The 26919-nt window shown below is 43.7% G+C and carries 20 protein-coding genes and 1 pseudogene; 12 read left to right on the top strand and 9 right to left on the bottom strand.

What is annotated here, in order from left to right:
• Positions 1–28 precede the first annotated feature (28 nt).
• A complete protein-coding gene (locus tag AB9N12_RS12775) occupies positions 29–1282 on the top strand; it encodes a Gfo/Idh/MocA family protein (protein WP_369892879.1) in 1254 nt (417 codons plus the stop codon).
• An 11-nt stretch (positions 1283–1293) separates the two neighbouring features.
• Here AB9N12_RS12775 and AB9N12_RS12770 read toward each other — a convergent pair whose 3' ends face one another.
• From AB9N12_RS12770 to AB9N12_RS12745, 6 genes and pseudogenes are all read right to left on the bottom strand, one after another.
• A complete protein-coding gene (locus AB9N12_RS12770) occupies positions 1294–1839 on the bottom strand; it encodes an RNA polymerase sigma-70 factor (protein WP_369892406.1) in 546 nt (181 codons plus the stop codon).
• A 182-nt stretch (positions 1840–2021) separates the two neighbouring features.
• A pseudogene (locus AB9N12_RS12765) lies at positions 2022–2192 on the bottom strand (glycosyl hydrolase); the annotation flags it as partial.
• A gap of 61 nt (positions 2193–2253) precedes the next feature.
• Positions 2254–3126, bottom strand: a complete 873-nt coding sequence (locus AB9N12_RS12760) for an Rpn family recombination-promoting nuclease/putative transposase (protein WP_369892405.1) — start codon at positions 3124–3126, stop codon at positions 2254–2256.
• Positions 3127–3230: 104 nt separating this feature from the next.
• Positions 3231–3641, bottom strand: coding sequence for an N-acetylmuramoyl-L-alanine amidase (locus AB9N12_RS12755; RefSeq protein ID WP_369892404.1), 411 nt, complete (start codon positions 3639–3641; stop codon positions 3231–3233).
• Between the two features lie 4 nt (positions 3642–3645).
• A complete protein-coding gene (locus AB9N12_RS12750) occupies positions 3646–3753 on the bottom strand; it encodes a smalltalk protein (protein ID WP_369892403.1) in 108 nt (35 codons plus the stop codon).
• A 155-nt stretch (positions 3754–3908) separates the two neighbouring features.
• Positions 3909–4397, bottom strand: a complete 489-nt coding sequence (locus AB9N12_RS12745; protein WP_369892402.1) for a DNA-binding protein — start codon at positions 4395–4397, stop codon at positions 3909–3911.
• A gap of 221 nt (positions 4398–4618) precedes the next feature.
• Here AB9N12_RS12745 and AB9N12_RS12740 point away from each other — a divergent pair, with 221 nt between their 5' ends.
• The 10 genes from AB9N12_RS12740 (at position 4619) to AB9N12_RS12695 (ending at position 23411) form a co-directional block, all read left to right on the top strand.
• Complete coding sequence (locus tag AB9N12_RS12740; RefSeq protein ID WP_369892401.1) at positions 4619–4837, top strand: DUF4248 domain-containing protein; 219 nt, start codon at positions 4619–4621, stop codon at positions 4835–4837.
• A gap of 1017 nt (positions 4838–5854) precedes the next feature.
• Positions 5855–6529, top strand: a complete 675-nt coding sequence (locus AB9N12_RS12735) for a FecR family protein (RefSeq protein WP_369892878.1) — start codon at positions 5855–5857, stop codon at positions 6527–6529.
• A 27-nt stretch (positions 6530–6556) separates the two neighbouring features.
• Complete coding sequence (locus AB9N12_RS12730) at positions 6557–9892, top strand: TonB-dependent receptor (protein ID WP_369892400.1); 3336 nt, start codon at positions 6557–6559, stop codon at positions 9890–9892.
• Between the two features lie 30 nt (positions 9893–9922).
• Entirely contained in the window at positions 9923–11875 is a 1953-nt protein-coding gene (locus tag AB9N12_RS12725; RefSeq protein WP_369892398.1) for a RagB/SusD family nutrient uptake outer membrane protein, read from the top strand.
• Positions 11876–11895: 20 nt separating this feature from the next.
• Positions 11896–13323, top strand: a complete 1428-nt coding sequence (locus tag AB9N12_RS12720; protein WP_369892397.1) for a DUF1735 domain-containing protein — start codon at positions 11896–11898, stop codon at positions 13321–13323.
• 25 nt (positions 13324–13348) lie between these two features.
• The gene (locus AB9N12_RS12715; protein ID WP_369892396.1) at positions 13349–16054 is read left to right on the top strand and encodes a M60 family metallopeptidase; all 2706 of its coding nucleotides are present in this window, start codon (positions 13349–13351) and stop codon (positions 16052–16054) included.
• Positions 16055–16457: 403 nt separating this feature from the next.
• A complete protein-coding gene (locus AB9N12_RS12710) occupies positions 16458–17870 on the top strand; it encodes a Gfo/Idh/MocA family protein (protein WP_369892395.1) in 1413 nt (470 codons plus the stop codon).
• A 117-nt stretch (positions 17871–17987) separates the two neighbouring features.
• The gene (locus AB9N12_RS12705; RefSeq protein WP_369892394.1) at positions 17988–18878 is read left to right on the top strand and encodes a YitT family protein; all 891 of its coding nucleotides are present in this window, start codon (positions 17988–17990) and stop codon (positions 18876–18878) included.
• A gap of 71 nt (positions 18879–18949) precedes the next feature.
• Positions 18950–22291 carry a glycoside hydrolase family 2 TIM barrel-domain containing protein gene (locus tag AB9N12_RS12700; protein WP_369892393.1) on the top strand — a complete coding sequence of 1114 codons (3342 nt, stop codon included), beginning with the start codon at positions 18950–18952 and terminating at the stop codon, positions 22289–22291.
• 31 nt (positions 22292–22322) lie between these two features.
• Positions 22323–23411, top strand: a complete 1089-nt coding sequence (locus AB9N12_RS12695; protein WP_369892392.1) for a phosphotransferase enzyme family protein — start codon at positions 22323–22325, stop codon at positions 23409–23411.
• A gap of 31 nt (positions 23412–23442) precedes the next feature.
• Here AB9N12_RS12695 and AB9N12_RS12690 read toward each other — a convergent pair whose 3' ends face one another.
• Genes AB9N12_RS12690 through truA form a run of 3 tightly spaced genes read right to left on the bottom strand, consistent with a single transcriptional unit; the run spans position 23443 to position 25880 of the window.
• On the bottom strand, positions 23443–24093 hold the full coding sequence (locus AB9N12_RS12690) for a DUF3256 family protein (RefSeq protein WP_369892391.1): 651 nt from the start codon (positions 24091–24093) through the stop codon (positions 23443–23445).
• Between the two features lie 44 nt (positions 24094–24137).
• Entirely contained in the window at positions 24138–25040 is a 903-nt protein-coding gene (locus tag AB9N12_RS12685) for an EamA family transporter (protein WP_369892390.1), read from the bottom strand.
• Positions 25041–25076: 36 nt separating this feature from the next.
• Positions 25077–25880: a tRNA pseudouridine(38-40) synthase TruA gene (gene truA, locus AB9N12_RS12680; protein WP_369892389.1), complete on the bottom strand. Its 804-nt coding sequence runs from the start codon at positions 25878–25880 to the stop codon at positions 25077–25079.
• A gap of 201 nt (positions 25881–26081) precedes the next feature.
• Here truA and AB9N12_RS12675 point away from each other — a divergent pair, with 201 nt between their 5' ends.
• Complete coding sequence (locus tag AB9N12_RS12675; RefSeq protein ID WP_369892388.1) at positions 26082–26759, top strand: DUF5715 family protein; 678 nt, start codon at positions 26082–26084, stop codon at positions 26757–26759.
• The last annotated feature ends 160 nt before the right edge of the window (positions 26760–26919 follow it).

Here is a 26919-nt window from a genome sequence, read left to right as displayed (position 1 = left end):
TTTTGCTTTACTTCAAACCACTATGATAATGAAAGATTCTCTGATGCAAACTCACGTACTCCGGCTAGCACATCCCCCTATCCCTACTGTCCGTATCGGAATCATAGGATTGGGTAACCGAGGATTGCTCACCCTACAACGCTATCTGCAAATAGAAGGTGTAGAAATCAAAGCCCTTTGCGAAATACGAGCAGGCAACCTGCACAAAGCCCAGCAGCAATTAAGAGAAGCCGGTCGCCCCGAAGCCATTGGATATACCGGGACAGACGGTTGGAAGGAAATGTGCGAATCGGACGGACTGGATTTGGTTTTCATCTGCACCGACTGGCTGATGCATACACCGATGGCAACCTTTGCCATGGAATCGAACAAACACGTAGCCATCGAGGTTCCGGCCGCCATGAGCGTGGAAGAGTGCTGGCAACTGGTAGATACCGCTGAGAAAACCCGTCGCCACTGCATCATGTTAGAGAACTGCTGTTATGACCCTTTCGCTCTGACTACCCTTCGTATGGCCCGCCAAGGAATATTCGGAGAGATCATGCATGTAGAAGGAGCCTACATCCACGACCTCCGTTCGATGTATTTTGCCGAAGAAAGTGAAGGCGGTTATCACAACCATTGGGGAAAAAGATACAGCATCGAACATACCGGCAACCCCTACCCCACCCATGGTCTGGGACCCGCCTGCCAGATTCTCGACATTCATCGTAGCGACCGGATGGAATACCTTGTTTCCATGTCTACCCATCAGGCGGGAATGAGCGAATATGCCCGTCGGATGTTCGGTGAATATTCACCGGAAGCCTGTCAAAAATATCAATTAGGAGATGTCAATACGACACTCATCCATACAGCCAAAGGAAAAACAATCATGCTTCAGTATAATATATCCACTCCACGCCCTTACAGCCGTCTGCAAACAGTATGCGGCACGCTGGGATTTGCACAGAAATACCCAGTTCCATGCATCGCACTGGACCCTCATGGCGACACTCCACTTACAGGGGAAAGATTAGAAAAAATGATGGCACGATACAAGCATCCTTTCAGCGCAACAATCGGTGAAGAGGCACACCGCAAAGGAGTCCCCAATGAAATGAACTATGTGATGGATTACCGTCTTATCTATTGCCTACGCAACGGACTTCCACTGGATATGGATGTGTACGATGCTGCCGAATGGTCGTGTATTACAGAATTAAGCGAGAAATCAGTATTAAATGGAAGTATACCGATGGAGATACCCGATTTCACTCGGGGAGCATGGGAAACCCAATGATAAATGTACATCTATCCCATAAATACAATAAACAAAGGCAGATTATCTTTAATAAACTTCAACGCTAAAGTTATCTGACGCTCTATCGCTTTCTCAGAAACTGCACACAGCTCTGCAATCTCTTTATTAGAAAGATTTTGTTCGCGACTCATCTTGAAAATACGCCGCCGTTGCACAGGTAGCTGATCAACCAAACAGTTGATATATTCTCTCAAATCAGCCGCATCCAATTCTTCTTCCATGTCGTATAAATTCTCAATCCCCCTCAGAGCTGTCATTTTAAAGTTCAGCTCATTAAAATACTGGCGCGAATAATTAAAAATAATATTACGAGTAATAATAAAAAGGAAACCGTCAAAATTTTTATTTTCATCAATTGTCTCTCTGGATTCCCAAACCTTAATAAAAACCTCTTGTGTCACCTCCGATACCTCAAAAGAGGAAGGTATATAAAGCTGCGCAAAGTTATAAACCTTCAACCAATAACAGTCATACAATCGTTCGAAAGCAACTGTATCTCCGTTTTTTACTTTTATTAAAATTTCTCTTTCAGTCATAATATAAAAACATACAAATTTAGAAAAAAAATGAATAAGCTTATATATTATTTTAAGAAAAGATTAATTGTATAGCATTATATAAAAAATTACCCCTACCACACACTACTGTGGCAGGGGCAATCCGATTATGTTGCCATATAAATACGCCAACTGTCTACCTTATCCTCACACAGACACCTCTATTTTACAAAAGCGTGTTGATATCCTTGCACCTTGTTCCATCCTCCGCGGGTGAAATCGGGCACTTCAACCGGAGCCGAATTATTTTCGATAGAAAGTCGGGTAAGATCGGCCATACAGCACCATTCCGTCAGGTCGTAAACGTCCATATCCAATGGCAGACCATTCCTAGGATGGGCATAGCGGGTGAATCTGTTTGGAAGATGAAAGTAATAGAGCGTTTGTTTATTATCAGATTCTTTCAATCTCGTCTATGGAAAGTCCGGAAGCTTGCGAAATAGTGGCAACAGGGACACCTAGGTCCTTCAGATTACGAGCTATTTCCAGGCTCTTTTTCTTCATGCCTTTCTTTATTCCTTTCTCTATTCCTTCCTCCAGACCTTCTTTTTTACCTTCCTCTTTCGCAAACGAAATGGTAACCAGTTGGTCACGAAACACTTTGATGCTCTCATCGTATTTCATGCGTTCTTCTTTGCTCAGGGAAGCGATATCGACAATCTTTTCCAACTTCTCGAAGACTGATTTCCGTGCCTTGAAAGGCATTCTTTTCAATGTTTCCATGTTCTTCAATACATAAATCCAACGTTCAAAATCCGTATCACATTCAGACTCCTCCTTGTTGAAAGACGGGAGTTCGATAAAGATAAAGCGCAACTTGTCTGAGAATGTCTCATGCGTGTCCCGGTCGGTCAATACCACATCCGTACGCAGTTTGTGGGAACCGTTGGGCAGACTGAAGTTCAAGAAAAACACGCCGTACACTGCTTTCAAGTCAAACTTCCAGAAAATACCCCGCTCTCCCTGACGGGCAATGGTGTGGGACAGGTAAAAAAGGGCACGCTCCTTGAAGTTCGTCTGCTGCTTGTTCTGCATCTCGACAACCAGTTGTTCACCGTTTTCCGTCGTACAATAAATGTCATAGATAACCCCTCTGTCTCCCATGTATTCAGGAAGCAATTCCTTGTCCAGAAAGGTTATGTCGGTGATACACTTCTCGTTCACAAGCAATCCGTTTAAGAAATCGATCAACAAGTCTTTCGTTATCTCCTGCCCGAATATCTTTTTAAATCCTACATCCGTAAACGGATTGATAAAGTTTCCCATTCTGTTTTTTTAGTTTATCCGAGACAATGTGTATCCGATTGGAACAAAGATAGTCTATTTTTCGAAACATACGGTTAAGTATACGGTTTGTTTCTCTTTTTTAACTAAAACAGATACTCTTTCACCGCATCAAAGCACGGACACCCTTTCATCGGATTCAAGTCCCGGTGTCCCACAATGAGTGCTTTGGGAAATTGTCTCCGTAATTCGCGAAGTAAAGCGAGCAGTGATCCCCGTTGCTCCAATGTACGAGTATCTTTCGGCTTCCCGTTCGCATCCAGTCCTCCCTCATAACAAACACCAACCGAATGAGTGTTGTGATTTCGGCAATGTGCTCCCACCTTTTCAAGCGGTCGTCCCCGATGAATCTCCCCATCCCGTGTGATATAGAAATGATAGCCGATATCGCTGAATCCCCGATGATGGATATGATCTTGTCGGCAAGCCTCCGCCGAAAGGGACTTTCCTTCCGGGGTGGCACTGCAATGAATGATAATTAATGTAATGGTCCGCATAGGATTACATGCAACTCTGTATTCCGATCAAGCCTCCGATAGCGGTAGCGACGGTGATGATTACTTTGATAATGAAACTCCATACGGAGCGGGGAGATGATGATTTGCTCATACAATAAAGTTTTTTTTAAGACATTGATAATAGTTTTCTTTTGCCATGGATTTACCATAGATCTACACAGATTCACGCAGATAAACAATCGACTGCTTTAGTGACTACCAATTCAACATAATCTGTGAAAATCTGTGTGATCAGTGGTGAATCTTTTAGCCAGCCGGATCCGGCGATTCATCATCACCACCCGGTTTCGGGTTGGGGTTGTCATCCGGATTAGGATCTCCGCCGGCAGTTGTCGGTTTCTGATATTCGGCTTGCTGCTTCAGCTGGCTGTCGAGTTTCAGGTTGGCGGTTGACAAATTACCAGTGGCACGGGCTTTCAGGCGCATACCGGTAATATTCCTTTCCAACGAGAATTCTTCCAACGTTTCAGCCGCTTTACTACGGATACCTACACCAAAGATGGCAAGATCATCGATTTTCACACATTTGCCGTCCAGCAGCAATTCCTTGATGCAACCTACCATATCGGAAAGCACTCCTTTGATGACCCCACCGGAATACGGTGAATTGTGCTTCGACATGTGCTCGGCAAGCTTGGGCAAATCAAACGTCTCGTCACTTACTGCACGGGCGAACCACTTGCCCGCATTCAAGCCTTTCTTCTGCTGGTTCTGATAAATTTTGTAACGAATCATAAAACTGTAAATTAAAGGGTTAAACATCTTGTCGTCGGGACTCTTTTTCCCTTCCGACATTACAAAGATACGATCCTCAAACTCCGGAAAATCAATAGTAAACGGTTGCGGACAATTGTTGTTGATTGTGTGCAGTAACGGTCACTTATTCAATGAAAAAACGTTGGTTATTTGGATATATTTTATTATATTTGTAATTGAAAATCAAAAGCTTATCTATTATGAACGAATTCAAAATCCGCGCCTACGGCCGTATGGAACTGGCACAACTCTATTCACCGGAACTGACTGACATTGCCGCTTATCGAAAAATGAAGAAATGGATTTCTTTTTGTCCCGGACTTCTGCAACGCTTATATGATTTAGGATATGATTCGAATCGCCGCTCATTCACTCCATTGGAGGTGAGAGTGATTGTGGACGCCTTGGGAGAGCCTTAAATAAAGCATCGCTTTACGGTGTATAAAGCATCGCTTTACGATGTCTAAAGCGATGCTTTATGCAGTCAAAACGGATGCAGTAATCCAAACGACTGTCATTCCCAACAATTACAGTGAATAAGGCGGGGACAGTGGGGACACTTTTTCCGATTCACTCACACACACGCACGCACGCGCGTAAGACCCTTTCCCGTCTACACTGATCAACTTGCCTTGTCAGGTGAGACGCTTCAGGCAAGTGATGGCGGTGCTTTTATTGATTCCGTACATGTAGTAATACATCTGACGGGAGGATCCTCCGTCTTCCGTTGCCGGGATGAAGGCTTATACCTGGAGCGGGATATCTCACCTTATTATACGCGCGCGCCTGTGTGAGAAATTGAGGGGCTGTCCCCACTGTCCCCACTGTCCCCACATGGCTGATGTGCAGGAGACCATTCTATTTACTGCCCAAGCCGCTTTGGACTGGCGAATTTTTAACGGACTATTGAGTCTAAATGAATAGCCTGTGAATTTATCACATTGATAAAATCCATCATTTTTTATGAAAGAGCCTTGTTGACATTCATAAAAAACTATAGTGAAACATATTATTCCTCAAAAAAAGAAGTTTGTATATCACACATTTTCAGCAAGTTATAAAATAATGATATTTTTTTCTTCACTTTTTTGCAAACTTGATGTGGGGTTAGAAAGGAGTTATGTGTATTTATTAATATAAAAGTAAAAACACAAGGTGAAAATAGGATGGATAAGGTCGAAAAGAAAAATTTAATCAAAAGCTTGCTATCGAGCAGGCTAACCCCCAAACAACGCAAAGATTTTGCTGACTTGGAACCGGTAAATATAGAAATAAGAAAACAATGGAACGAATCTGGCAACGGATATGTTAATCTGGAAATAAAAGAGCAAATATGGAAAAAGATAAAAGCCAGATGTGAACACAGAAAAAGAAGCCGAGTCCTTACGGGACTTAGGTGGTATTTTGCCGCAGCTTCATTCGCTCTTTTATTAACGATAGGCGGACTATGGTTAAAATCAAATGGAGACAAGATTGAAGATGAATTCATTCAAATCACTGCCCAACAAAGCCAGATGTACACATTGCCGGATCATACCAAAGTATGGATGGAGCCTGGAAGCAGTATAAGATATGCAAAAATATTCGATAAAGATAGAAAAGTATGGCTCAGCGGCAATTCATTATTTGAGGTTTATAAACATCCAAAAAGTACCTTTCAAGTGTATATCGATAAAGCATTCATTGAGGTAAAAGGGACGTGTTTCCACGTAAAACAAACCAACTCTGAAAAAAACGAAATCACTCTGTTTAACGGTAAGATAGAATTCAATGTTGAATCCACCGGACAGAAAACTGTGATGAAACCTTTGCAGAAAGTGGTATACAACCCTAATAATGCCGAAACAAAAATAGAACAAATCGCTAACATAAAATGGGAAAACGGGAAATACAACTTCACCGATATTCCCTTGCAAGAACTAATCAACATTATCAACCAAATGTACAACTCCGATGTCATTTTAGACAAAGGTATCAATCATGAGTCTGCTTTTACCGGCAGTATCCGCTATGACGAACCGCTGGAAGATATCATCAATAAAATTTGTTTCACACTAAACCTGAATAATGAAAAACATGCAAATAGAATCATTATAAAAACTAACAATTAACTTATGTTTAATCTAAAATGCAAAAGCATGAGAAAAATTCATTTTTTTGACAAGAAACGATATCTGAAGTATATCGTATTGCCATTGCTTTTTTACCCGCTCAACATTTTAGGAGCGCAAGGAGTAATCTCTGTAAAAGGGCAGGCTATGTCTATTAAACAAGCTATTCAGCTTATTGAGAAAAAGAGTAATTACACATTTTTCTACAATGCTGCAGACTTGAAAAACACAACCAACAAAAATTTCAATTGTGAAGGCTCCATTGAAGAAGTTTTGAAGGAGGTATTCAATGGAAGCGGAATTACCTATATGATCAAGGGGAATGAGATCATATTAAAGGTAAACAAGGAAGAATCCACCCAACAGCAACCTAAAAAGAAGCGTACCGTGACGGGAACGGTGGTAGATGCTGAAAATGGCGATCCGGTGATCGGTGCCACCGTGGTAGTGAAAGGACAGAAAGAAGGGGTCATTACCGACTTGGATGGTAATTTCACAATCTCCGTGAGTGGTTCGAGAGCACAACTGGAATTCAGCTACATCGGCTACAAGAAGAAAACGGTTGATGTAGGTGACCTGGGTGTCATCAACGTAAAGATGGAATCGGACAACCAGTTGTTGAGTGAAGTAGTGGTAGTAGGTGCCGGTACACAGAAAAAAGTCAGTGTCACAGGTTCCATCACCAGTGTAAAAGGACTGACCTTGAAAGCCCCCAGTTCATCACTGACTTCTTCTTTTGCCGGTAAACTTTCCGGAGTGATTGCAATGACAAAATCCGGTGAGCCCGGAGCAGCCTCAGAATTTTACATCCGTGGCGTAAGTACTTTCGGTGGACGTGCCACTCCGTTGATTCTGCTTGACGATGTGGAAATATCCACTTCCGACCTGAACAACCTTCCGGCTGAAACCATTGAAAGTTTCTCTATCCTGAAAGATGCTTCCGCAACCGCCATTTATGGTGCACGCGGTGCAAATGGTGTCATGCTGATCACTACCAAGACAGGTAAGGAGAATGAAAAGACACGCATCAACGTAACTCTCGAAAATTCTTTCAACAAGCCGATGAATATGCCGGAATTCGTAGACGGTGCTACCTGGATGGAACTTTATAATGAAGCGCTGACTACTCGTAACCCGGCAGCTACTCCCAAATATACACAGGAAGCTATCGATAATACCCGGAATCATGTCAATCCGTATGTCTATCCGGATGTAGATTGGCAAGACATGATTTTCAAAAACATGAATATGAATCAACGCGTGAATGTCAATATCTCCGGCGGTGGCAGTAAGGCATCTTATTATATGAGTTTACAAGCCAATCACGACACCGGTCTGCTGAATACTAAGAAAGTATATTCTTATGACAACAATATCAACAACTGGGGATATAACTTCCAAAACAACATTTCATACAAAGTCACTCCGACCACCAAAATCGACTTGCACATGAATGCGCAGATCCGCAACCAGAAAGGACCCAACTACAGTACCTCTAGTCTGTTTGCCATGATGTTGTCTACCAACCCGGTATACTTCCCCGCCACCTTCCCCGCACAAGAAGGAGACACGCACATCCGTTTCGGTAATGCACGCTGGGCAGGTTCGAGTTTGCGTACCAACCCCTACGCCTATATGCTGAGTTCGTTTAAGGAAAACAACGAGAACACATTAAATACTTCTCTGAAAATCAACCAGAAGCTGGACTTCGTCACCAAAGGGCTGAGTATACAGGCTATGGTGAACTGGAAGAACTGGTCATCATCCAGTTACAATCGTAGCATCAATCCTTATTACTATGGGGTGAAAGCAGGCAGCTACAATCCCGCCAACCCGACGGACTACGAGATGGAAGCGTTGAACACCAACGGGACCGACTATCTGGCAACTTCCGCAATAGGCAAATCTTCCGATCAGACATTTTATATGGATGCCCGTCTGAACTACGACCGCCAGTTCAGTTTACATCATATCACAGGTATGTTGATGTACATGCAGCGCGAATACCGCAGTGATGTACTGCCGCAACGCAACCAAGGCATTTCCGGACGTTTCACTTATGACTACGGTCAACGCTACCTTGTCGAATTAAACTTCGGTTATAACGGAACCGAACGTCTTGCCAAGAAAAGCCGCTTCGAATTCTTCCCTGCCATTTCATTGGGTTGGGTTATCAGCAACGAGCAATTCTTTGAACCCATGACTGACATGGTCGACAATCTGAAAATCAGAGGATCTTACGGTCTGGTAGGTAGTGACGAAACCGGTATGGGTGCCGGAGCACAGCACTTCCTGTACATCGACCAGGTGTATCTCAACAATATCGGCTTCACCACCGGCGTAGACATGAACTACACCCTGAGCGGACCGCAAATGATTACCTATGCCGTGCAGAATGCAAGCTGGGAACGCGTGAAGAAACTCGACATCGGTCTTGACCTCGAACTGTTCCGCCAACTCACCATTACTGCCGACTACTTCAAAGAACGCCGTTACAACATCTTGCTGAACCGGGAAGCATGGCCGGAATCGCTGGCATACTATACCGCAAAACCGTGGAGCAATAAAGGTAAGGTCAACAACTGGGGATTCGAACTAAGTGTCAACTGGCACAAGGAAATTATCAAAGACCTCTTTATCGACTTCCGTGGAAACTTCACTTATACGGAAAACAAGTATGTCGATTTGGATGAGCCCATTTATCCGTACGTATGGAAAACATCTACCGGAAAGCCGCTTAGCCGCACCACCGGTTATGTAGCAGAAGGATTGTTCAAAAGTCAGGAAGAAATAGACAACAGCCCCGAACAGAATTTGGGTAGTGTGGTGAAACCCGGTGATATCAAATACCGTGACATCAACGGTGACGGCAAGATTGACAATAACGACCAGGTAATGCTTTCACCTTATGGCACAACCCCGCGTATCCAGTATGGTCTGGGTATGAACATCACCTACAAGAAGTTCGACTTCGGAGTATTCTTCAACGGTTCCGCCAAGCGTAAAATCATGGTCAGCGGTGTCACGCCGTTCGGAGAAAGCGACTATAACGTGATGCAATTCATCGCTGACGAACGTTGGACGGAAGCTAACCCGAATCCGAACGCTACCTATCCACGTCTGGGATTGGTCGGCTCGCAGACAGCCAATAACAACGTAGCCAGTTCATACTGGATGCGCAACGGCAACTTCCTGCGTTTCAAAACATTGGAGCTCGGATACAGTTTCAAATACGGTCGTGTCTATCTCAGTGGTGACAACTTAGCTGTTTTCAGCCCGTTCAAGCTCTGGGATCCGGAACTCTCTTACAATTCTTACCCGTTGCAACGCACATTCAACGTCGGTGTACAACTTAATTTCTAAACAGCAACTTTAAATTTTATACTCACATATATGAGACTGAAAGATACATTAACCAAAATAGGCGGAATGCTCGCGATAGCAGCTTGCTGTCTTACATCTTGTGACTATCTGGACGTTGTTCCTCCCGAACAAGCCGGACTGAAAGATGCCACCAAAACGCCGGAATCGACAAAAGGTTTCTTATATTCCTGCTATGCCGGTATTAAATCGTTCTTCCCTTGGCAATATACAGGAGTAGAAGCATCAACGGATGAATACGCCCTGCCTCCACTATGGAGCCACGACGGACAGAAGGTAGCATGGGGACTCGCAACGCCCGGTAATGCCTCTGCATGGAAATGGGGTACGTTCTACCGCTATATCGGCCAGTGCCATTTGTTCCTCTCGCAACTGGAGAACGCACAAGGCATATCCGACGTATTAAAAAAGGAATGGAGCGCGGAAGCCAATTTCCTAATCGCTTATTATCACTACCGCCTGCTGGAGTATTATGGACCGATTCCCATCACCGACTCATATATCGACATGGACACACCGTCCGACGAATATAACGGTCGTTCACACTTCGACTATGTAGTGAACTGGATTTGCATGAAGCTCGACAAAGCGGCGGAAGATCTTCCGGCATCCCGTGTGGGAGACGAATGGGGACGTGCCACTTCCACCATAGCTAAAGCTATCAAGGCTCGTATACTGCTCTATGCAGCCTCTCCGTTATGGAACGGTCAATTCCCTTTCCCCGAGTGGAAGAATGAGAAATATACGACACCGGGCTACGGATATGAACTGGTAAGCAAGACTTACGACCCCGATAAATGGGAACGTGCACTGACCGCTTGTAAAGATGCGTTGGAATGGGCGGAAGGCGACGGTGGAAACGCACTAATGGGTATTACTACCTGCGATAACCTGATTAGTAACGACCAGCTGGGTGAACCTTTCAAGAAATTGAAAGCGCCGGTAGACAATGACGCATTTACAGATGATTTCAAGAAACGTATCATGCTGATGCGTTACATCGTAACAACCCGTTACTCTGACGGAAACAAGGAGATGATTTGGGGAGTGGCAGGAACGGATACTTACAACCAACTGTTAGCTTGCTTGCCCCTGCATTGCAGTAAACAGAACAATGGTACTTACTGGAACGATGGATATAGCGGCATATCACCCTACCTCAATGCGGTAGAAAAATTCTATACGAAAGACGGAATGTTACCTCGCATCGCTGCCGAACAGGGAACTTTCGCAGCAGAAGATACCTGGTATGAGCCTTATAAGGGTGACGTTATTCGTCTTAACTCCAACCGCGAACCCCGTTTTTATGCGTGGATTGCATTTGACGGTGACCAGTATGCTGTGAAGTTAAACAACGGCGAACCATTGGAAATCAATCTGAAGGATCCTGCCAAGCAAGGAAAAAGCGTCACGGGCAACAGTGCACGTAACTATTGCGTAACCGGTTATCTCTGCAAGAAATTCATCCGTCCGAACCTCAACTGGACACAGTACGGAAACCTTGACCGGAAGGATTATCCCGCTACGCTCATCCGTCTGGCGGAACTTTATCTGAACTTGGCAGAATGTTATGCATCCAAAGACAATCCGGATGAAACCAACGCATTGAAGTATTTGAATGTGATTCGTCGCCGTGCCGGTATTCCGGAATTGACACACGAAATAATCGAAGCATCAGGAATGTCTTTGGTAGACTGGATACGCAACGAACGCTTTGTTGAATTGTATGGTGAAGGTCATCGTTATTATGATGCCCGTCGTTGGATGATCGCTCCGCAAGTATTTGCTGCCGGCGTACGCAAGGGACTTAATATAGAAAAGTTGGAAAATCCTTCTTTCGAGGAGTTGAATCAACCTGTTGCCGTACAACAAGACTTCAAATGGGAGAATCGTATGTATCTGGCTCCGGTATTCGTGAACGAAGTGTATAAAAACACACAGATGGTTCAAGCACCGGAATATTAATCTTAAACAAGTATACAAATATGAAGAAATTAATATATTCATTCCTTTTCTTGGGAGCAATCACTGCACTCGGAGGCTGTAAGGAAGACAGCTACGAAGACTTGATCCCTGAGCAATATGACAAAATTCTCTATCTGAAAACTTATGGTCAACAGACTTTGGAGCTCTTTGACGACGGATCACAGGTAGACTATTCACTGACTGTCGTAAAAACCGGAAGTAACCCGTCGGCTACTGCACAGGCAAAAGTAGACATCATGTCCCAAGCCGAAATTGACAAAGACGTACGTTACCAAGGAAATAATTACAAGGTGCTATCATCTGCTTGTTATACTTACAAGTCCGAGCCACTCGAGCTTACTTCTGCCGACGCCTATAAACTGGTGAAGATGAAATTGTCTCCTGCCACGATTCTGGAGGAAATAGCCGAGACAAAGGACGAGAACCCCAATTACGTGTATATCATTCCTTTCCGTCTCAGCAGTCCGAACGACCAGGTCAACCAAGACAAAAAAGACTTGATCTTGAAACTGAATGTCACCAAGTTGGGCATTTATTTCAAGAAGGGAAGTCAACAGGTTAATTTGAACACTGTAACAGGAGACGAATGGGCATTTGAAGCGGAAATGGCTATGGTGTCAGGTGTACAGAATACGTGGAATTTCACCGCTCCAATAGAAATAGATAGAAGCGAAGAGGCATTAAACGCGTATAACACAGCTAATAACACCGCTTACTCAATGGTTCCCGAAGCGGCAATTGTAAATTTGAGTGAGGCTGTATTCGAAGCAGGTAATAACGAAGCGGCGGCGGCGATAAGAATCAAACGGGCCGGGTTAGCCAAAGGATATACTTATCTGGTACCTTTGAAACTTAAACCTATCACAGAAATAGGAACCATTTCTGTAAGTGAGAAGTTGCATTATATCATATTGGAATATCCGCTGGATCCGGAAGCTGACAGAATTGAATTGACAACATCCAGCTTCTTCGACGTTTACGGTTGGCACATCAGTAGTGACTATGGTAATATGATTGATAATAATAATGCTACTATTTTTGAGACTCAGTATTGGGCAGTTACCGGTAATACAACTTATGGTACTCCATTAGATGTCAGAATAGGCAAGGAGGTACGCTCCGTCATGTTTGAATACACAACCAGGAATAATGGTAGCACCAATCCGCAAGATATATCACTCTGGGCTTCCAATGAGGATGAAGCTACAACAAACAGCGAATCTGCCACATGGTTCAAACTAGGTGATGTTACAGATGTTCCGGCACGAGGTGAAGGATACCAAACATACTCATCCAAAGTGTTTACTTCCACCCAGCCATTCAAATATTTGAGAATAGCCGTTAAAACAGGAAATGAACCGGTAGACGGAACAGGCCCTTCAAACGGTTGCTGGGGTATGGCCGAACTTAAAATATGGGCAAATTAAAAATAACCATTAAAGATAACTATTTATGAAACATATATACAATTATCTGACTTTCTTCTTATGTCTCTTTACCATGACCGTTTACACAGGCTGTAAAGACGACGAAGAAGAACTCGTAGCCAAGCAATTTGAAATTGACGGAAGCGAACTGAACAAAGAAATCGACTTCCGCAGCACCACCATCTCAATACCCGTAAAGACTAACATGCGTGTAAGTGAGTGGTCTGTAAATTCCAATCAAAAATGGGTAACTGCATTCCAGCAAAAGGATGAAATCATTTTATCTGTCCTGGACAGCAAATTGGCAGACGAACGTACCGCCAAAGTCACTGTTACATCAGAAGTTGTTGATGTCAACTACACTATTACCCTGACACAATATGGTATTAATGACGTTCAGTTTAAGAATGATACCAGAGTTCCTATCCTCAGCGCCATTGCAGATGCAAGCAATGGCGAAGGGTGGAACATCGAAAAAACATTCGATGGCATAAAGGACCCTGCCCTGACACAACATGACGGATATCATTTCCATTCGCCATGGGGAGGAACCGACTTTCCATTCCACATAACATACACGGTTGATCCCAATAAGCAGATCGACTACTTTATCTATTATCCGAGAAATGGAAATGGAAACTTCGGGGAATTCAGCGTCAGCGTACTACCCGCAGGCAAAGAGGACAACGAACAAAATTATGTTGATGTCGGAAGCTTTGACTTCAAGTGTGCCTCTGGTACAATTACCGGAATTAGCGGTATTCTGACCAAAGGTATTATGGCTGATAAAGTAAAATTCACGATTCAAAGTGGATTAGGTAACTTTGTAAGTTGCGGAGAAATGGAATTCTATGAAAAGACCAACTACCGTGACATGAATGCTCCTATACTGAATGTGTTCACCGACCTGACTTGTTCTGAGTTGAAACCCGACGTCACGGATGAAGCTATCGAAGCGTTGACAAGCAACACTTTGAAACGTGTAGCGAAAGCTCTTAAAAACAATACGTACGATGAATGGGAAAAGAATTTCCGTATCCGCGAATACGAAGCATACAGCGACAATAAATATTGGGCCGACCGAATACAGACTAAGAAATATTCTGATTTGGACAACCCGACGGGTATCTATGTGAAAAAGGATGAGGAGCTGATGGTTTTGGTCGGTGCGATACCTGAAGGACAGCAAGTCTCACTGCAATGTATATGGGAAGAGGGTGGAGTCAAACAAGACTTCGACCACCAAAACCCGAATGCGCAAAACTATGCCCAAACAGCAGTCAGCGGAGACAAATACTCATTGGTAGAGGGTGTGAATATGCTGAAGATGAATGGACAAGGACAGCTCTTCATCATGTACAATGTGCAAGGAGAAGGATTGAAAGAACATCCGGCTCCGGTCAAGATCCATATTCCACTGGGACGTGGTATTGTCAATGGTTTCTTCGACCTGAAAGAGCATAAGACGGATGCCCAATATGCGGAATTGTTAAGCAAAGCAACCCACAAATATTTCTGTGTGCGCGGTGAACGGATGATGTTCTACTTCCACCGTCTCAAAATGCTGGATGCAGCTCCTACAGAAATCTTGTCCGCAATTCATCTTTGGGATAATATTCTGAAATGGGAACAAGAAATGAGTGGGGTCGAAAAATACCGTCAGGACGGATATTACAATAACCACATGTTTGCCATATCTCCGGAAGGAAGCTACATGTGGGCATCAGACTACCGCATAGCTTTCGTCTATACCTACCTGAAAAATATTCTGCTCTACGACAACGTTATGGCAGCAGAAGATAACGCATGGGGACCGGCACACGAAATGGGGCACGTTCATCAATACGCCATCAACTGGCCGGGTTCTACGGAATCAAGCAACAACTTGTTCTCCAACTACGTTATCTATCGTCTGGGCAAGTACAAATCACGTGGACGTGGTCTGGACTATATGGCAAAATCGGTTTATGGAGACGGACGCGCATGGTATAACATGGGCAGTTCTACACACCAAAACGAAGATACCGAGGTACACATGCGTATGAACTGGCAACTTTGGTTATACTACGAATTATGTAAGGGAACTGCAGAGAATCCGACTATCTGGCCGAAAATATTCGAAATCATGCGTACCACATACAAAGATATTCCGGAAAGCGACCCGGGCAGACGCCAAATGGCATTTGTAAAAGCTGTATGTGATGCCACTCAGGAAGACTTGACGGAATTCTTCGAAACATGGGGATTCTTCAAACCTGTAAGTGAATCTATCGATCAGTATGGCACGTTCGAATATACGGTTAGCAAATCGATGATCGCAGAAACCAAGCAGTATATCAAGAACAAAAACTATCCGAAAGCCGCTCCGATCCAGTATATCGAAGACCGTAAGCGGGAATTCTTCTCTGAAGGTGATTATCGCTTCAAGGAGGTAGGTGATGTGGGTTACTATACTACATTCAAAGATAATGTACAGATAAGCAAGACCCCGACTTACACAGAAAAAGCTTCAACGCAAGGAAAAGCAATCAGTATCAGCAACGGAGAACAAGCGGTAGCTTTTGAAGTAAGGAAACAAGAAACCGGCAGCAACGGGGAAAAGATTATGGGTGATATGGTTTACTTCTCCAATTCTTTCGAATTCTTTGTTCCGCGCACCGTCTCTATAGCAGGTTGCGGCATTTACGCCGTACAAGCGGACGGAAAACGCATACCGATGGAAAAGAAGTAAGTTAATCTAAAAAAGAGAGGAAATACTACAAAAGCTATTTATACGATACGGTTATATCATCATAGAGAGACTTTTGCAATATTTCCTCTTCTTTTATCAACCTCATGCGAAAAGTGAAGTGATGCTGCAAGCTAAAATATTAAAAAATGCTAAATAAATCGTTATATCATAGGGAGTACCCTCTACAATGTGTATTTATGTCGTATATCAAAAATATTACCGTCATGACTTAAACACATGAAGACAAGATGAAACCCATGAGAAAAGTAGAACCCATTTTCTACCCGAAATATGAATTTATAGTAAAAATATCTGTGACGAATACACAGAATTGACTATTAATTACTACTTTTGACGACAAAATGAAAACCGACAAATAACCCTCTATTAAAAACATAAAAATATGATGAAAAAACTATTTACAATCGCAGCTGTCGGCCTGACTTTGTTAACCTGCCAGACAAGCTGCACCTCTCAGCAAAAGGTTCAGGAAGGATTCGCTCCTATCCAGGTAGAAACTCCCGCCCGCCCTGCCGGTCAGAAAGATGTTATCCAGCTCACAGTTCCCCCCATTGATACTGTACGTGTGGGTTTCATCGGACTGGGAATGCGCGGTCCCGGTGCCGTGGCACGCTGGACACACATTCCGGGAACCAAAATCGTAGCGTTGTGCGACCTCTCTGCGGAACGTGTGGAGAAATCGCAGGAAATCCTGAAAAAGGCAGGATTGCCCGAAGCGGCCTCTTACAGCGGCTCGGAAGATGCCTGGAAACAACTTTGCGAACGGAATGATATCGACCTTGTATATATAGCAACCGATTGGAAGCATCATGCACAGATGGGTGTTTACGCCATGGAACATGGCAAACACGTGGCCATCGAAGTGCCTGCCGCCATGACATTGGACGAGATCTGGCAATTGATCAACACTTCCGAAAAGACCCGCAAGCACTGCATGCAGTTGGAAAACTGCGTATACGACTTCTTCGAACTGACTTCGTTGAATATGGCACAGCAAGGTGTTTTCGGTGAAGTGCTTCATGTGGAAGGCTCGTACATCCACAATCTGGAAGATTTCTGGGGTGCATACTGGAACAACTGGCGCATGGATTATAACCGGAAGCATCGTGGTGATGTATATGCCACTCACGGCATGGGCCCGGCTTGCCAGGTTCTTAATATCCACCGTGGCGACCGCATGAAAACATTGGTGGCCATGGATACAAAAGCGGTCAATGGTCCGGCTTATATCAAGAAAAAGACCGGAGAAGAGGTGAAAGACTTCCAGAACGGTGACCAGACTTCCACATTGATCCGTACGGAAAACGGCAAGACGATGTTGATCCAGCACAACGTAATGACTCCGCGTCCTTACAGCCGTATGTATCAGATTGTGGGTGCTGACGGTTATGCAAGCAAGTATCCGATTCAAGAATACTGCTTGAGACCTTCACAAGTTGACTCCGACGATGTGCCGAATCACGAAAACCTGAATGCACACGGTTCCGTACCTGCCGATGTCAGGAAAGCCTTGATGGATAAATACAAACATCCTATTCACGTCGAACTGGAAGAGACTGCCAAGAAGGTAGGCGGACACGGTGGTATGGACTTCATCATGGATTATCGTCTGGTATACTGCTTGCGGAATGGTCTGCCATTGGATATGGACGTTTACGACCTGGCGGAATGGTGCTGTATGGCCGATCTTACCCGACTTTCTATCGAAAATAATTCGGCTCCGGTTGAAGTGCCCGATTTCACCCGCGGAGGATGGAACAAGGTGCAGGGATATCAACACGCTTTTGTAAAATAATAAAACAGTATTGTACTTTTTTACACGAACACTGTGAAGCAATCCGGCTTTCCTCAAAAAGCCGGATTATTCATAGGTTCGTGTTTGAACATTTTATAGAACATCATAATCTCATTTATGAAAACAGCTATTCCGAGACCTTCCAAGCAAAGCATTGTCCGCGAAGCTAAAGATTATGTAATGATTGCCATCGGCATGATTTTATACGGTATCGGTTGGACAGTTTTCCTGCTTCCTAACGATATCACTACCGGAGGAGTACCAGGTATTGCTTCTATTGTATATTGGGCTACCGGCTTCCCCGTCCAGTACACGTATTTCACCATCAACTTTCTCTTGCTGTTGCTGGCTCTCAAGCTTCTAGGTCTGAAGTTCTGTATCAAAACCATTTTCGGTGTATTCACCCTGACCTTTTTCCTATCCGTCATACAAAAGTTGGCGGCAGGCATCAGTCTGCTTCATGATCAACCATTTATGGCATGTGTTATCGGAGCATCCTTCTGCGGCGGTGGTATCGGCGTCGCCTTTTCGTACAACGGAAGCACCGGTGGAACAGATATTATCGCGGCTATTATTAACAAATACCGAGACATCACATTAGGGAGAGTTGTCTTAATTTGTGACATGATTATTATATCATCTAGTTATTTTGTCTTAAAAGACTGGGAAAAGGTGGTATATGGATTCGTAACTTTATATATTTGCAGTTCCGTACTCGACCAGGTAGTGAATAGCGCCCGACAGTCCGTGCAGTTCTTTATCATATCCAATAAATATGAGGAAATAGGAAAATGCATCAACAAATATCCACACCGCGGAGTGACAATAATCAACGCGAGCGGTTTCTATACGGGACGTGAAGTGAAGATGCTGTTTGTATTAGCAAAGAAAAGGGAATCGCCTATCATATTCCGGTTGATAAAAGACATAGACCCGAATGCTTTTGTTTCGCAAAGTGCGGTTATCGGAGTTTATGGAGAAGGATTTGATCATATTAAAGTAAAATAAAAAAGAATGAAAAACCAATATTGAAAAGCATGAAATTTCGACCACACCCCCTCTTACTAACTAACATTTTTATGGGAATATTTTCCCTGGTAGCAACCCATGTCATGGCCGATAATACCCCAAAGCCTTATTGGCAGGACATACAGGTAGTAGCAGTAAACAAAGAGTATCCCCGTTCTTCGTTTATGACGTATGACAATCGTAACGATGCCATGAGCGGCAAATTTGAACGGAGCAGATACTATCGGTTATTAAACGGAACATGGAAGTTCTTTTTTGTAAATTCTTACAAGGACCTTCCCGATCACATTACGGACCCCAACACCAGTACAGATTCATGGTATGATATCCAAGTACCCGGCAATTGGGAAGTGCAAGGACATGGAGTAGCCATCTATACCAATCACGGCTACGAATTCAAGGCACGTCACCCACAGCCACCGATCTTACCGGAAGCCACCCCTGTCGGAGTATACCGCCGAGAGATCGACCTCCCGGCTGACTGGGACGGACGGGATATTTATCTGCATCTGGCAGGAGCCAAATCCGGCGTATATGTATATATCAACGGCAAAGAAGTGGGATATAGCGAAGATTCCAAAAATCCTGCCGAGTTCCTTATCAATCCGTATGTGAAGCCGGGCAAGAACGTACTTACGTTGAAAATCTTCCGTTGGAGCACCGGTTCTTATCTCGAATGTCAGGACTTCTGGCGTATCAGCGGTATTGAGCGTGACGTGTTTCTCTACTCGCAACCCCAAGCTGCCCTTAAAGATTTCCGGGTAACATCAACTTTAGATGACAGTTACAAGAATGGTATTTTCGGCTTAAACGTAGACTTAAGAAACCGTAAAAAAGAAGCAGCCAATCTGACGTTAGTTTATGAATTGCTGGATGCACAAGGAAAAGTGATCGCCACCGAAGAGAAAACAGCTTATGTTCCTACGAATGAAGTACGTACACTCTCTTTCGACAAAAGACTGACCGATGTAGATACATGGACATCGGAACATCCGAACCTGTATAAGTTATTAATGACGGTAAAGGAGAATGGTAAAGTAAATGAGATTATACCTTTCCATGTCGGCTTCCGCCGTATTGAGATAAAGCCGATTGAACAGAAAGCCGCTAACGGCAAACCGTATGTCTGCTTATTTATCAATGGACAACCGTTGAAACTGAAAGGAGTAAATATCCACGAGCACAATCCGGCGACAGGACATTACGTTACTGAAGAACTGATGCGTCGTGACTTTGAGCTAATGAAACAACACAACTTAAACAGTGTCCGTCTCTGCCACTATCCGCAAGACCGCCGTTTCTATGAACTTTGCGACGAATATGGAATTTATGTGTACGATGAGGCGAACATCGAAAGCCACGGAATGTACTACGATCTCCGCAAAGGCGGCACACTGGGGAACAATCCGGAATGGTTGAAACCTCATCTGGATCGCACCATGAATATGTTCGAACGCAACAAGAATTATCCCTGTGTAACTTTTTGGTCTTTAGGAAACGAAGCAGGAAACGGATATAATTTCTACCAAACCTATTTGTGGCTGAAAGAAGCTGACAAGAATATCATGGCTCGTCCTGTAAACTACGAGCGTGCTCAATGGGAATGGAACACTGACATGTATGTTCCTCAATATCCGGGTACCAATTGGCTGGAAAAAACAGGAAAGAATGGCAGCGATCGTCCGGTGGTTCCTTCCGAATATGCACACGCTATGGGTAATTCCACCGGTAATCTGTGGGGACAATGGCAGGCTATCTATAAGTACCCGAATCTTCAAGGCGGATATATTTGGGACTGGGTGGACCAAGGTATCCTACAGAAAGATAAGAACGGAAGAGAGTATTGGGCTTACGGTGGTGACTTCGGTGTAAATATGCCCAGTGACGGCAACTTCCTCTGCAACGGTCTTGTGAATCCCGACCGCGGTCCGCATCCAGCAATGGCCGAGGTGAAGTATGTGCATCAGAATGTAGGCTTTGAAGCGACAGACGCTGCATCCGGTAAATTCAAAATTACCAATCGCTTCTACTTCACGAATCTGAAAAAGTATCAGATCCATTATAGCATCGTTACCAATGGCAAGACTATAAGGGGTGGAAAAGTATCTCTGGATATTGCTCCGCAAGCATTCAAGGAGTTCACAGTACCGGTAAACGGTTTGAAAGCTCAACCGGGAACTGAATATTTTGTCAACTTCAGTGTGACAACTACAGAACCGGAGCCATTGATTCCTGTCGGATATGAAATAGCATACGATCAATTCCGGCTCCCCATCCTGGCAGAAAAGAGAACATATAAGGTTAGCGGACCTGCCTTGAGTACATCCGCACAAGGAGACGAGTTAATAGCATCCTCCTCAAAGGTGAATTTCGTCTTTAACAAAAAGAGCGGATTGGTTACCTCTTATCAAGTAGACGGGACAGAATACTTCAAAGACGGATTCGGCATCCAACCCAATTACTGGCGTGCTCCTAATGACAATGATTATGGAAACGGTGCTCCTAAACGTTTGCAAGTATGGAAACAGTCGAGCAAGGATTTCCAGGTGACAGATGCCCACATGACTACGGAAAATAAAGTCGTTTCATTGAAAGTAACTTATTTATTAGCCGCAGGAAATCTGTATGTCGTTACCTATAAGATTTATCCGAGCGGAGTGGTAAACGTACATGCTAAATTTACCTCTACCCATATGCAAGTTGCCGAAACAGAAGTTTCAGAAGCTACCCGCATGGCTACCTTCACGCCCGGAAGTGATGCTGCCCGCAAGGCAGCTTCCAATTTGGAAGTTCCTCGTATCGGTGTGCGTTTCCGCCTGCCTGCCCGGATGAATAATGTACAATATTTGGGCCGTGGTCCGGAAGAGAATTATATCGACCGCAATCATGGCACTCTCGTTGGGGTATATAAAACAACGGCTGATAAGATGTATTTCAACTACGTTCGTCCGCAGGAAAACGGTCATCACACGGATACTCGCTGGATTGCTTTATCTCCGGACAAAGGTAACGGACTGGCTATTGTGGCAGACAGTCTTATCGGATTCAATGCTTTACGCAATTCCATTGAGGATTTCGATTCGGAAGAAGCCCTGCCCCACCCCTACCAATGGAACAACTTCACTCCGGAAGAAGTTGCCAATCACAATGAGAAAGCCGCCCGCAACGTATTGCGAAGAATGCATCACGTCAACGACATCACTCCCAGAGATTTTGTGGAAGTCTGCGTTGATATGAAACAACAGGGAGTCGGCGGTTACGACAGTTGGGGAGCTCGTCCCGAACCGTTCCACCAGATTCCGGCCAACCGCGAATACAACTGGGGATTCACGCTGGTCCCTGTTCGTTCGGCCAACCAAGCTAATGAAGCAGCCCAATACGATTATCAATAACCTTTAGTATAATTTTTTAAAGAAAAAAACCATGAAAGATTTATCCAACATCGTAGCCAAATTCAAAGTCCAAGGTACGGTAGAAGCAATCAAGCCGTTAGGAGCAGGACTTATCAATGACACATATAAAGTAAGTACCAAAGAAGCAGATACTCCCGATTATGTTCTGCAACGCATCAACCATGCTATTTTTCAGAACGTAGAAATGCTTCAATCCAACATTGCCGCTGTCACAGGACATATCCGTAAAAAATTGACAGAAGCAGGAGAATCGGATATCGACCGCAAAGTGCTGTCCTTCCTCAAGACAGAAGAAGGCAAAACTTATTGGTTTGACGGTGAGAATTACTGGCGTATGATGGTATTCATCCCACGTGCCAAGACTTATGAAACGGTGAATCCTGAATATTCAAACTATGCCGGAGAAGCTTTCGGTAATTTCCAAGCCATGTTGGCAGATATTCCCGAGACTTTGGGTGAGACTATCCCCGACTTCCACAATATGGAATTTCGCTTGAAGCAACTACGCGATGCCGTAGCTGCCGATGCTGTCGGACGAGTGGCGGAAGTGCAATATTTTCTGGACGAGATAGAAAAGCGTGCGGACGAAATGTGCAAAGCAGAACGCTTATACCGGGAAGGCAAACTCCCCAAACGGGTATGCCACTGCGACACAAAGGTGAATAACATGATGTTCGATGAAGATGGCAAAGTGCTCTGTGTCATCGATTTAGACACGGTTATGCCTAGCTTTATATTCTCTGATTACGGTGATTTTCTTCGTACAGGAGCCAACACCGGAGATGAAGACGATAAAGACCTTGACCGCGTAAACTTCAATATGGAAATATTCAAAGCATTTACGAAAGGCTATCTGAAAGGTGCCAAGTCATTCTTGACACCGATTGAGATAGAAAATCTTCCTTATGCTGCCGCTTTATTCCCCTATATGCAATGTGTACGCTTCTTGGCTGATTACATCAATGGAGATACTTACTACAAGATTAAATATCCGGAACATAATCTGGTTCGTACCAAAGCACAGTTCAAACTACTCCAAAGCGTGGAAGCGCATACACCGGAAATGACAGCATTCATCAACGAGTGCTTGAATAAATGAGAAATCGATAATGAATGAAGGAATGGAGAGTTTATCTAACAAAAACTCCATTCTTCCACTGATAAACAATAGGGCGGCGGAGAAACTGTTTCAGTTTTTCTGCCGCTTCTTTTGACATATAGTCGGGAGTGGCAAGTGTAATAGTCAGTTCGGTATTTTCTCTGTTAAAATCGGCTTTCATCAAGAGTATATCTGCCGAACGACATGCTTCGTCAAATGCATAAATGGCTGTCGAATCGGGCGTATTCAGAAAATCAGCCATTACAGGTAAAGTAATAAACCGCGACTCGGGGAGTGGTTTCCAGTCGTCTGTATAGAAACGGATGCTGCTATCACAGGCAGGAGCACAAGCGGTAGAGACGGTGCAGATCACGTTCGTTGAATCGTTCAACGCCAACACTTTCATCTGCCAGGTCGATTGGGCCGACATCTGCATACGGATATAATCTTTCCCAAGATCAGTCATTTCCGACTTCTTGCCGAAACGGTTTTCTACTTGCGCTCTCATCTTACTTGCCAGAAAATCAATGCAATCTTCACGGTTCACTTTCGTAAGTAATGGGCTTAGAGAATCCGGCATATTCACAAACAACGTTTTGGCCTCTTGTGCCTGAAGAGCAGTCGAAACAAAAAGTCCGACAGCAGAGAAGAATGTAATGATAACAAGTTTATTTATTTTCATATCTATCTTATTTAAACGATGACAAACAGTCTTGGGTAACTGTTTTAACTTTTAGACCCCAAATATAAGAATATCATTCCGATTAACACCAGTATAAGGTCAATCGCTTTGCTTTTTAAATTCTTTTCACGGAAGAAAAGCGCACCGAAAGTGAAAGAAACAACTACGCTTCCCCGTCGAACCATCGAAACGATAGAAATCATCGAATCGTCATAACTTAATGCGTAAAAGTAAACGAAATCGGCAGCCGAAAGGAAAATGGAAATCAAAATAATCGTCCAATCCCAGCGGAACGGAGTAGTGGACTTTCTCTTAGGCCACCAAAGCAACAGCAGGATAGGACACATGATAAACACCTGATAAACATTATACCAAGATTGCACCAACATCGGATTCAGGAATTTCATCAGATACTTATCATACAATCCGCTGACAGCACCTGTAATGGCAGCCAATACAATAAAAAAGATCCATTTGTTGTGTTTAAAATCAATTCCTTCTTTTTTTCCCGAACGGCTCAACATGAAAAAAGAGGCAATGGCCAGCATCACACCAATCCATTGATAGAGATTCAATCGTTCACCGAATACCACCATAGCTCCCACGAGTACCATCACCGGACGGGTGGCATTGATAGGTCCCACTATGGTTATAGGTAAATGTTTCATTCCAAAATATCCGAATATCCACGAAGACAATACGATGGACGACTTGATGATAATATACTTATGCTGTTCCCAACCGGCAACGGGAACATGGAATATCGTTCCTCCCAACAGACCCGGTTGATAAACGGATATCAGGATAAACGGCAGAAAGATAAGGCTGGAAAAAAATGTATTTAGAAACAAGACAGGAAGTACTGCATTATCTTTCAACGATTTCTTCTTGAATACATCATAAAAGCCCAGCAAAGTAGCCGAGAGAAATGCTAATAATAACCACATGAGAATATTTACTAATTACTAATTACTAATTACCAATTACAAATTATCAGCGGCAGATGGTCCGCCGATTATGGATGATTGCCGATCATCACATTCAAATATACTTTCGGGATATTCCACATTGACCAGGAACAAGGCTTGCTCCGGAGCAGATGTCCCGGCTTTGCAACGGTCCCGTTGCTCGATAATCCGCCGGAAGTCTTCAACTGTCAGTTTTCCACGTCCCACTTCAACGAGTGTACCTACGATAGCTCGCACCATATTTCGCAAAAAACGGTCGGCACGAATAGTAAATACCCACGTAGCATCTTCTTCCTGCGTCCATTCGGCATGAGTGATATGGCAGATATTGGTCTTTACATCTGTATGAAGTTTACTGAAGCTTGTAAAGTCATTATACTCGAAAAGGATACGCGCAGCTTCGTTCATACGTTCATAATTCAACTGATTATAAAGCCGCCAGCGATACTGTCTGTTAAAAGGATATTTCGATGTCGTCACATAATATTTGTAAGTTCTCGCAGTCGCATCAAAACGGGCATGAGCATCTGGTCTGACGCGGCAAACCCGATAAACGGAAATATCCGGAGGCAGCAGACGATTTAATTTATCGGTAACGGAAGTAGTATCCAATGGTTCGTCGGAATCAAAATGAGCAACCATCAAAGAGGCATGTACTCCCGCATCTGTCCGGCCTGCTCCTATTATGTCGATTTCGCGACGCAGAAAGGTAGACAATGCTTTCATCAGACATTCCTGCACACTAACCCCATTCGGTTGAATCTGCCAACCGTGATAGTTGGTTCCATCATAAGCCAAATAAATAAAATACCTTTGCACACCAATTCCTCCTTTTTAGGGTTTTCACGCGCAAAAGTAATCATTTTATCTCATTTATCTTTGTATAATTTGTATAAACCTGTAGATTGGGAGAACAAAATAATCATGATTAGAGGCGGGAGCAGGGATTTAATTAACAATAAAGCAAAGCATGGAATGTATGGAAAAAATAGTGTATATTTGCAGGCAAAAAAATACAAAATGACTATTTACAAGCTTCGCACATTGCTACTATTTTTACTAGTTATCAGTTTTACAACACTCACTTCAGGGTGCAAAAAGAAAGATATGTCACTGAAACTAAATGAGCCACACAATATTCGTGGCGTCGTCAGCTACAAACGTTCTTTCCCTGATTTGAACGACGTACATCTGGAAGCTGCCCAAAAGATAGGCATCCGTCCGTTGGCAAACCGGGAAGCGGCAGAGGCCATGAAAGAAAAGCTAACGCATATTACTGATAATGAGTTTTATGTAGTGGACTCATTGACACATTCTATCCCCTATCTCGTACCGCGTGCCAGTGCACTGCTCGACACAATCGGTTCCAACTTTCTCGATTCATTGGCAGCCAAAGGTTTAAACCCCAATCAAGTAATCATCACATCGGTATTACGTACCGAAAACGATGTGAAACGTCTTCGACGTCGCAACGGAAATGCTTCCTCCAACTCGGCACATTGCTTTGGAGCAACCTTTGATGTCAGTTGGAAACGTTTCAAAAAAGTGGAAGACAAAGATGGAAGACAGTTACAAGACGTAAGTGCCGACACACTGAAACTTGTCCTGTCCGAAGTTTTAAGAGACCTGCGACAAGCTAAAAAATGCTATATCAAATACGAACTGAAGCAAGGTTGTTTCCATATCACCGCCCGATAAATACCTTTTTTCAGAATAAGGCTGGATCAAACATCCGATATGACATCTCGATTTAAATGTCCCAAAGTCAATATTGTCCTAAATAAATTGGGGGAACAAATAAAAAGGAAGTAGAACTAAGGTAAAATGACTACCTTAGTAGCGAGCTACCAACTCATCT

Source organism: Bacteroides sp. AN502(2024), from assembly GCF_041227145.1.
Lineage (GTDB): Bacteria > Bacteroidota > Bacteroidia > Bacteroidales > Bacteroidaceae > Bacteroides.
The sequence above is the reverse complement of the archived record's forward strand: the minus strand, read 5'-3'. Positions and strand labels throughout refer to the sequence as shown.